Origin of the sequence: Streptomyces sp. UNOC14_S4 (assembly GCF_020740835.1) — a bacterium.
In the GTDB taxonomy this organism is placed as follows: Bacteria; Actinomycetota; Actinomycetes; order Streptomycetales; family Streptomycetaceae; genus Streptomyces.
The window spans coordinates 1-9,558 of the sequence record NZ_JAINFC010000298.1 but is presented as its reverse complement, the minus strand read 5'-3'; the positions used below and the strand labels follow the sequence as shown (position 1 = coordinate 9,558).

Annotated in this window: 6 protein-coding genes and 1 tRNA gene; 3 read left to right on the top strand and 4 right to left on the bottom strand. The window is 70.9% G+C overall.

Annotated elements, in window-relative coordinates; genetic code table 11:
• Positions 1–591: class I SAM-dependent methyltransferase (locus tag K6I34_RS23930; protein ID WP_229328405.1), on the bottom strand; the 591-nt coding region annotated here is incomplete at its 3' end.
• A 304-nt stretch (positions 592–895) separates the two neighbouring features.
• On the opposite strand from K6I34_RS23930, the gene K6I34_RS23925 reads away from it, so the two are divergent.
• Positions 896–2,011, top strand: a complete 1,116-nt coding sequence (locus K6I34_RS23925; protein ID WP_229328404.1) for a serine/threonine protein kinase — start codon at positions 896–898, stop codon at positions 2,009–2,011.
• 9 nt (positions 2,012–2,020) lie between these two features.
• Here the strand turns inward: K6I34_RS23925 and K6I34_RS23920 are convergent, their stop codons facing one another.
• Together K6I34_RS23920 and K6I34_RS23915 are read right to left on the bottom strand one after the other, a co-directional pair.
• Positions 2,021–2,413, bottom strand: coding sequence for a hypothetical protein (locus tag K6I34_RS23920; RefSeq protein WP_229328403.1), 393 nt, complete (start codon positions 2,411–2,413; stop codon positions 2,021–2,023).
• 932 nt (positions 2,414–3,345) lie between these two features.
• Entirely contained in the window at positions 3,346–6,993 is a 3,648-nt protein-coding gene (locus K6I34_RS23915; protein WP_229328402.1) for a hydantoinase B/oxoprolinase family protein, read from the bottom strand.
• 341 nt (positions 6,994–7,334) lie between these two features.
• On the opposite strand from K6I34_RS23915, the gene K6I34_RS23910 reads away from it, so the two are divergent.
• Together K6I34_RS23910 and K6I34_RS23905 are read left to right on the top strand one after the other, a co-directional pair.
• The gene (locus K6I34_RS23910) at positions 7,335–7,910 is read left to right on the top strand and encodes a transcriptional regulator (RefSeq protein WP_229328401.1); all 576 of its coding nucleotides are present in this window, start codon (positions 7,335–7,337) and stop codon (positions 7,908–7,910) included.
• Between the two features lie 62 nt (positions 7,911–7,972).
• Positions 7,973–8,046 (top strand) — tRNA-Met (locus tag K6I34_RS23905).
• 404 nt (positions 8,047–8,450) lie between these two features.
• On the opposite strand, the gene K6I34_RS23900 is transcribed toward K6I34_RS23905, so the two are convergent.
• Positions 8,451–9,341 carry an aminoglycoside phosphotransferase gene (locus K6I34_RS23900; protein ID WP_229328400.1) on the bottom strand — a complete coding sequence of 297 codons (891 nt, stop codon included), beginning with the start codon at positions 9,339–9,341 and terminating at the stop codon, positions 8,451–8,453.
• Positions 9,342–9,558: the final 217 nt, after the last annotated feature.

The window sequence follows — 9,558 nt, the reverse complement described above, 5'->3', positions numbered from 1 at the left end:
CACCGCGTGTCCCCCCGGCCGCAGCACCCGCCCCAGCTCGCCGACGGCCCGCCCCAGGTCCTCCTGGTGCGTCAGGCCCAGACAGCGCGTCACCAGGTTGAACCCGCCGTCCGCGAACGGCAGCGCCACCATGTCCGCGACCGCGAAGGCGCTGCCGGGCAGCCGGTGCCGGGCCCGCGCCAGCATGGCGGGCGAGGCGTCGGTACCCACGACCCGGTGGCCCAGCGCCGCGAGCCGCTCGGTCTGCCGTCCCGTCCCGCAGGCCACATCGAGCGCCCGCCCGGCCGGAAGACCGGACAGGGCGCCCGCGAGGGCTCGGTCGGCGAGGGCCGTGATCGCGTTGGGGTAGCCGTCGTACGACGCCGACCAGGCCGCGTAGCCGTCCAGGACGGGCCGTTCCTCGACGGTCACGTGCCCGGGCCCGGCCGCCGTGTCCCCGGGCGCGTCCCGCGCGGACCACCTTCGGCAGAGTTCGGCGGTCTCCGCGATCCGCGCGGCGGAGCTCTCCGCGTCGCCGGTCAGCCAGGACCGCAGCAGCGCCAGGCCCTCGACGCCGAGCAGATAGTGGACGAACGGGAAGGCCGTGGGCACCGCTGCCTCCCGGAGATCGAAGCGTCCGGCCCCGGGCGGAGCGGGCCGCGTCCGCCCAGCACACCGGGGCATGATGCCGCAGGGCCCCGCACGATGGCCACGGTGCCCCCCTCGCGCCGCTACTGCCGCTGCCGCGTCGGCCGGGCCTTCGCCCGGTGCTCGTGCGCCGGGCACTCCCGCGTCACCCCACGCGCCCCGGACATGCGCTCTCGTGCTGCGGCCGGGGAGGCGCCAGACTGTGGCCCCTCACCGCTTCCCACTTCCGGAGAGCGGGCCGTACACGGCATACCCCGGGGGAGGATCGGTGAAGGTCTGTTCCTGGAACGAGTGGGATCCGCTGAAGCATGTCGTCATCGGCCGGGCCGACGGCACCATGGTGCAGGCTCCCGAGCCGGCGGTCGTCCGGGACTGGCCCGAACACGGCTTTCCCCGCGGAACGTACGGGCCGTTGCCCGAGGAGATGACGGCCGCGGCCAACGAGCAGCTGGACGCCTTCACCCGCATCCTCGAAGCACGCGGCATCCGGGTCGACCGGCCCCGGCCACTGGACTTCAGCCGGCCGGTCGCCACCCCGGAGTGGACGCAGCAGAGCATGTTCGGTGCCATGCCGGTCCGGGACGTCCTGGTGGTGATCGGGAACGAGCTGCTCGAGGCGACCATGTCGTTCCGCAGCCGCTGGTTCGAGTACCTGGCCCACCGGCCATTGATCGAGGCATACTTCCGCGCCGACCCGGACATGCGCTGGGAGGCGGCCCCCAAGCCCCGGCTGACCGAGGCGTCGTACCGGCCGGGCTTCTGGGAGGAGTTCGGGGCCCTGCCGTTCGAGGAACAGATCGCCCGGGTCAGGGCCGGGAAGCTGGTGCTGACCGAGGCCGAGCCGCTCTTCGACGCCGCGGACATCGCCCGCTGCGGCAAGGACCTGTTCGTCCAGCAGTCCCTCGCCACCAACGCGGCGGGGATCCGCTGGCTCCGGCAGCATCTGCCGCGGCACCGCGTGCACGGGGTGACGTTCGGCAACGCGCACCCCATGCACATCGACGCCACCTGGGTGCCGCTGCGCCCCGGCCTCGTCCTGCACTGCGCCGAGCGGCCCGCCGAGGAGGAGCTGCTGCACCACCTCAAGATCAACGACTGGCAGGTCGTCCGGGCCGCCACTCCCGGGCGCCAGGCACCGCCGCCACTGTCCGCGTGCAGCCGCTGGCTGTCGATGAACGTGCTGGTCCTGGACCCCGGCACGGTCTGCGTGGAAGCGAGCGAGACCGCGCAGATGGAACAGCTCGACCGGCTGGGGTTCGAGGTCGTCCCGGTACCGTTCTGGGACGTGGCCCCCTTCGGCGGCGGACTGCACTGCGCCACGCTCGACGTCCACCGCGAAGGCGTACTCGAGGACTACTTCCCCCGGCGGTCAGGCAGGTTCTGAGACCGGGAGTCAGCGCCCGTGATGGATGTCCTCGGTGATGCAAGTGGTGTCGCTGAGCACAGCGACGTTGGGGTTGCCGCAGTTGTTGCTGTGCCCGGTCGCGTTCCAGGCGGCGACATTGGACAGCAGCCCGCTGTCCACCCGCTCGCCGCCCGGCCGGTCATGGCCGACGTGGTCGTGCCCGGCCCGGCAGACCGACTTCACTCCCACGCTGCCGATGGGGGCTCCGCACTGGTTGGCGTGGCCCGTGCTGGTGCTGCTGCCCAGCACCGACAGAACACCGCCCACAATGTCCTCACCGCCCGTGCCCTTGCCCGCGTGGGCGTAGGCCGCACTTCCACCTCCGCACACGGTGATCGCCGAAATAGCCAGTACGGCCAGGATCCTGGCGCCGCGAGTCATGGTGACCATCCCTTCCCTGAGTCTCCCCGAGCCGAGCGGACCACCCTGCACGGTCCGCTTGTACTAACCTCCGAAGATCGGAAAAGGCACGCCTCCGTGCGAGCCACCTCCGTCGGCAGCAAGGTCACAAGACGGCACGCACGACGGGCCCTCCGTCAGGAACAGCCCATGTACCGCACCATGCGCCGTGGAGTACGACGGCTGTATACCGCCGCCGTGCGTGCCCGCGCCGGAGCGGATCACCGAGTACCCCAACCCCATGGACCTGAGCAAGGAGCTGCAGCGGCAGCTGAGAGACTGGAGCAACTGGCAGGCGGCCGGACCCGCCGTGGACAGCTCCTGGGCCCCCTACCCGGATTCGTTCTACGACAGCCGGCTGTCCGTCGCCCCGGGCTGGAAGGCCAGCGGCTGGCCCCCGTGGGGCCTCACCGATCCCATTGCCCGCTTCTGCACCGCCTGTGGCGCCAGGATGGCCCCCTGCCGACCATCGCCTCGAACGAAACGAATGGGACAGCAGCAACACGGGTTGGGTCCCGTACGAGGATCAACACCTCGCCTCCCTCGACGACGCCCGTGCGGCGAACCCGCCCGAGGTCCAGGTCTCCAAGGGCAACCATCTGCAGCTCTACGTCTGCCCGGAGTCCCCGGATCACCCGCACACATCCCTGATCCAGTGAGCTATTGCTGAGGTCCTCCGCGACGCCAGGTGTCACACACTCTCAACGCCGCCGTCACCGTTGCCGAACGCGCCGTCGAGCAGCTGGGCGTCGCTGACTCCGCCCGCGGTACCGCCACCCCTCGCGGACCTGCGCGGACGGCTCGCCGCCCACCGCACCACCCGGCTTGTCGCCGGCTTCCTCGGCCTCATCGCGTAGCCGCGGGTGCCCTGGCCGAGGAAGGACCTTTGCCCCGCACGGTTCCCTGACCGGGCGTCAATGCGCGGCCGGTACAGGCTCGCCGGGAGGTCCGTATCCGCCTCCGCCCGGGGTCTCCACCACCAGGACGTCGCCGGGCAGTACCTCGGCCGAGTCGCTGCCTGCCAGTGGTGTGACAGTGCCGTCGGATCGTTCCACGCGGTTCGAGCCCAGGGCGCCCGGGTGGCCGCCGGCCATGCCGTAGGGCGGGATCCGCCGGTGGCCGGAGAGGGTGCTCACCGTCATCGGTTCGCGGAATTCGAGCCGTCGTACGGTGCCACCGCCGCCGCGCCAGCGGCCCTCGCCCCCGCTGCCGGTGCGGACGGCGAACTCCCGGAGCAGGACGGGCAGCCGCCACTCGAGCACCTCCGGGTCGGTGAGGCGGGAGTTCGTCATGTGGGTCTGGACCGCGGACGCGCCGTCGAACCCCGGGCCTGCGCCGGAGCCGGAGGCGACGGTCTCGTAGTACTGGTGGCGGTCGTTGCCGAAGGTGACGTTGTTCATCGTGCCGGACCCCTCCGCCTGGGCGCCGAGCGCGGCGTAGAGCGCGCCGACGACGGCCTGGGACGTCTCGACGTTGCCGGCGACGATGGCGGCCGGATACTCGGGGGCGAGCATCGACCCCGGCGGGACGACGATGCGCAGGGGGCGCAGACAGCCGTCGTTGAGCGGGATGTCCTCGTCGACGAGTGTCCGGAAGACATACAGCACGGCGGCGTTCACCACGGCGGTGGGCGCGTTGAAGTTCGTCGCCAGCTGGGCGGAGGTACCGGTGAAGTCGATGGTCGCCGACCGGTGCCGGCGGTCGATCCGGACGCTCACGGCGATGACCGCGCCGGAGTCCGTCTCGTAGCGGTACGCGCCGTCGGAGAGACGGTCGATCGCCCGACGGACGGCTTCCTCGGCGTTGTCCTGGACGTGGCGCATGTACGCCTGCACCGCGTCCAGGCCGAAGTGGCCGATCATCTTGCCGACCTCCTCGACGCCCTTGCGGTTGGCGGCGATCTGGGCCCTCAGGTCGGCCAGGTTGGTGCCGGGGCTACGGGACGGATAGCGGGCCGACGTCAGGAGTTCCCGGGTCTCGGCCTCACGGAACCTGCCGTCCTCGACGAGCAGCCAGTTGTCGAAGAGCACGCCTTCCTCGTCGATCTCGTGGCTGTTCGCCGGCATGGAGCCGGGCGTCAGTCCGCCGATCTCCGCGTGGTGACCCCGGGACGCGACGAAGAAGAGGATCCCGGGGCGGGGGGCTCCGTCCCGTTCGTCGAAGACAGGGGTCACCACGGTGACGTCGGGCAGGTGGGTGCCGCCGTGGTAGGGGTCATTGACGGCGTAGGACTCGCCGGGCCTCATCTCCCCGGACCGCCGGCGGATCACTTCCCTGACGGCGGTTCCCATGGATCCGAGGTGTACGGGGATGTGCGGGGCGTTGGCGACGAGGTTGCCCTCGGGGTCGAACAGCGCGCAGGAGAAGTCCAGCCGCTCCTTGATGTTGACGGACTGCGCCGTGGCCTCCAGCCGGGCCCCCATCTGCTCGGCGACCGACACGAAGAGGCTGTTGAAGATCTCCAGCATGACGGGGTCGGCCCGGGTCTCCACGTCGGGCGCGGGCGCCGGGGCGGTGCGTTCGACGAGCAGGTGCCCGGTCTCCGTCACCCTGGCCCGCCAGCCGGGCTCCACCACGGTGGTCGCGTTGGCCTCGGTGATGAGGGCGGGGCCCGACACCTCGGCTCCCGGACGCAGGCGTTCACGTTCCCGGAGGGCAACGTCGCGCCACGTTCCGCCCGTACAGAGCGGGACCGTTCCGGCGTCCGGACCGTCGGCGGCCTCCGGGGACACCATGGCGAGGCCGCCGAGATCGGGTTGCGGGGTGAGCCCCGTGGCCTCGACGGAGAGGGCCTCGACGACGACAGGGCGGTCGAGGAGGAACGAGTACATCGCCCGGTGGGTCTCCTCGAACTCCTCCAGCATGCCCTGGCGTTCGCCGAGCACCACCGTCACGGCCGTGTCCGTGCCGTCGTAGCGCAGCCGGGCGCGGCCGGCGACCCGGATGCGTTCGGAGGGGATGTCCTCGTCGTACAGCACACCGCGGGCCGTCGTCTCCAGCGCGTCGGCCATGGCGCGAACCTGCGCCATGCTCGCCTCGTCGAGAGGGAGTTCCACCGACCGCTCCACCATGGTGGTGGTGTCGGCCAGACCGATGCCCAGTGCGGAGAGCACCCCGGCCATGGGGGGCACCAGGACCGTGCGGATGCCGAGGGAGTCGGCGACGGCGCAGGCGTGCTGTCCCCCGGCACCGCCGAACGTGGTCAGCGCGTACTCGGTGACGTCGCGTCCTTTCTGCACCGAGATCCGCTTGACGGCGGCCGCCATGTTCGCCACCGCCACCCGTAGAAAACCCTCGGCGACCCGCTCCGGGGTGGGCCGGTCGCCCGTGTGGGCGTGGATCTCGTCCGCGAGCTCGGTGAAGCGGCGACGCACGACGTCGCGGTCCAAAGGCTGGTCGCCTCCCGGTCCGAACACGCTGGGGAAGTGGTCGGGCTGGATACGGCCCAGCATCACGTTGGCGTCCGTGACGGTCAGGGGGCCGTCGGCGCGGTAGCAGGCGGGCCCCGGATGGGCCCCGGCGGAGTCCGGGCCGACGCGGTAGCGGCCGCCGTCGAAGTGCAGGACGGAGCCCCCGCCGGCGGCGACGGTGTGGATGTCCAGCATGGGCGCCTGCAGCCGGACCCCGGCCACCTGGGAGGTGACCACTCGCTCGAAGGCGTCGGCGAAGTGCGACACGTCCGTCGAGGTGCCGCCCATGTCGAAACCGATGACCTTCCGGAAGCCCGCCAGCCGCGACATACGGGCCATGCCGACGATGCCGCCCGCCGGTCCGGACAGGATGGCGTCCTTGCCCCGGAAGTGACCGGCCTCGGCGAGGCCCCCGTTGGACTGCATGAACAGCAGGCGCACGCCCGGCAGCCGGTGCGCCACCTGCTGGACGTAGCGGCGCAGGACGGGGGAGAGGTAGGCGTCCACGACGGCCGTGTCGCCGCGCGGCACCAGCTTCATCAGACGGCTGACCTCGCTCGACAGGGAGACCTGCGGGAAGCCGATCCGCTCCGCGAGCTTCCCGACCGCTTCCTCGTGCGCCGGGTGCAGATGGCTGTGCATACACACCACCGCGACGGCGCCCAGGCCGTCGTCGCGGGCCCGTCGCAGGTCCGCGGCGAGGCCGTCCACATCGGGCGGCAGCAGGACTTCACCGTCGGCCGTGACACGCTCGGACACCTCCAGAACCCGCTCGTACAGCACTTCCGGCAGGACGATCTCCCGGTCGAAGAGCCGGGGACGGTTCTGGTAACCGATGCGCAGAGCGTCCCGGAACCCGCGGGTGATCACCAACGCCGTACGCTCGCCCTTGCGCTCCAGGAGGGCGTTGGTGGCCACGGTGGTGCCCATGCGCACCACCTCTACAGCGCCGGGCCGGATCTCCTGGCCTTCGCGCAGGCCGAGCAACCGGCGGATCCCCTCCACTGCCGCGTCGTCGTAGCGGGCCGGATCCTCCGAGAGGAGCTTGCGGGCGAGCAGCCGACCGTCCGGGCTCCGGGCGACGACGTCGGTGAACGTGCCTCCCCGGTCGACCCAGAACTGCCAGCCGTGACCGTCGCCCGACGACGCCATGCCGTCCCTTTCTCCGCTGCTCACCACACCCCGCCGGTCGCCGACCGAGGCGGGTCTTCAGCATGGCCCGGCCGGTCGCGTTTCGCGGCGCAACGCACCCGAGAGCCGTACTGAGAAGCGGAACGCCTCGGAACGCCTTCGAACGGAGGCCGACCGCCGATGACGGGTCTGACGGTTGGCGCCTGCAGGGAGACCGCCCCGAGCGAGCGACGCGTCGCGCTCGCACCGGAATCGGTCCGGCCCTTGCCTGGGTTTGAGCCTGGGCCTGGCCGTGGCTAACGCTGTACCTCCACCGTGCTGCGCCGCTGTCGCCATGGGCGGCGATGGGAGAGAATGGGCAGGTGCCGGAGAGGAATATCGAGTTCGGGAAATATGGTGCGAGAGGGGTGCGGGGCAGTGATCTGGTCGCGCGGCGGTTGGATGAGCTTGCCGGGGGTATTGCCACTCCGGTCACGGTCAGGCGCGGCTGGACGGCGCGTCTGCATTACTTGACCCGTACGGATCATGCGCGTGCGGCTGCGCGGGATGCGGGTCTGACGGTCACGGACCGGACACTGAAGGCGTGGCTGGAGGGCAAACGGTCGCCGTCGAAGGCCAACCTGGCCAGGATCGACGCCGCGTACCGCACGGTACGCCGGCAGAACGTCGCCCGGCACCTCCTCAAGCGCTTGAACCGCGAGGGACGTGGGACCCGGGTGGAGATCCACCCCCTCAACCAGTCCCAGGTGGACCGGCCGCGGCAGCGGGCGGTGGAGTACCGGACGATGAACGTGCGCCGCTGGGACCGTATCGTCGGTTCCTGGGCGGTCGGCGACTACCAGGGCCTCGACGACGTATGGACCACTGATGTGCTCCCGGACCTGGGCAGCCAGTGGGGTGCTTACGAGTACGTCACCAACGTCGGCTTCGCTGCATGAAAGTCCCCGGCAGGAGGTGGTCTCCGACGCCCGTTGTGATGGCGTACTGTGGGGATCACCGACGCGGGGTGGAGCAGCTCGGTAGCTCGCTGGGCTCATAACCCAGAGGTCGCAGGTTCAAATCCTGTCCCCGCTACTGCTGAAGAGGGTCCGGATCCGACGGGATCTGGGCCCTCCCGCATTCCTGGCGGCCCCTGCCGGGGCCACGCTGCTGGTGCGGCGCTTGGTCTGGGCGGTCTGTGCCAAGAGGTCTGGGCGGAGACGGGTCTGGTTGTTTCGTAGGCGCCGCTGCGCCTTGGCGTCTGTGTTTCGTAGGCGGCTTGGTGATCTTGCTTTGGTTTCGCTGGATTGTAGAGGAGCAGAGGAGGGGTGTCGGCGCGTGGACGGCCTTCAGACTCGGCCCCGCCCATCGAAGCCCCGCTGCTCACGGCCGGGACGGCGTGTGGACTGTCGAGGTCCTCTCCCGGGCCGCTGGGGTCGGCCCGGGCTCCTGCCCTGACTGCGGTTGTGCGGTCGGGAGCAGGAGAGTGTGCGCCGTGCTCAGTTGCCCAACGCGCTTTGCCGGGGTGTGCTGACGTATTCGGCCCAGGCGCGGGCTGCTTCGGCGATGGGGGTGGCGCCGGGTACGTGGTCGGCCGCGAGGTCTTGCCAGCGGCGTGTTTCAGCCTGGGTGAAGGCGCGCAGGCCGGGGGGTGTCGCCTGGTGCCATGCGGGTACTTGTGAGGCCCATGCCCAGGCCTGCTCGGGAGTGTGGCCGCCGGTGGAGACCAGCCGCATTCCCCATAGGGCCGCGTCGATCCATGCCGGGCCCAGTGCGGGCCAGGCCCAGTCGACGAGTCGGGCCCGGCCCTGGCAGATGAGGATGTTGGTGGAGGCGGGGTCGGTGTGCAGGAGTTGGGATCCGGTGAGCTGGGTCTGGTCCTGGGGGTCGCAGTAGTAGCCCCAGCGGTCCCATGCGGTGGGCAGCCGCAGTGGTGGCGGGGCGCAGGATGCCAGCTCGCCCAGGGCTGCGGCGACCAGGGGGAGGTCCGGTGATCCGGGGGTGTACTGGGAGATCCGGCCCTGCAAGCCCTCGAAGGCCAGCAGGTGCCAGCCGCAGGCGTGCAGGCGCCACAGGACCCGCGGGGCGCTGGGCGGCAGGAAGGGGTTGACGGCCTCTTCCAGGTCCAGTTCGTCTACGGGCGCCCAGCCGGGTCCCCACCATGACGTGCTGTCGCCGTCGGAGGCACTGACGGAGGCGCTGATGGGGGCGCGGTCGCGCTGTCCCTTGATGAAGACCGTTCCTCCGTCGTGGAGAGACAGCAGCGCCGCGGTCCCGGAGTTGGCTGCGTCCTCCACACTCGCCGCTGTGAACGGCACGCCGAGCCGCCGTGCAACGGCGTCTCTCACCCTCTCGGGCAACTGTGTCCAGCTGAGATGTTCGATTGCCATCAGGTGCCGGGAGGCGGTGGGTGCTGCGGTGGCGAGGGCGGATTCTTGTCCGGCGTCACCGGGCCGGGCGGGCGCCCTTTCGGCGCTGGCTGTGAGTTCTCATTTCTCTTGCGGTAGAGGGATCGCTCTGACCTGCGAGGATGCAGATGGCTGAGGGATGCCTCGCTATGCTTTCTCCGTGCGGATCAGGACCTTGAGCTGCAGTACCGCAGGCCTA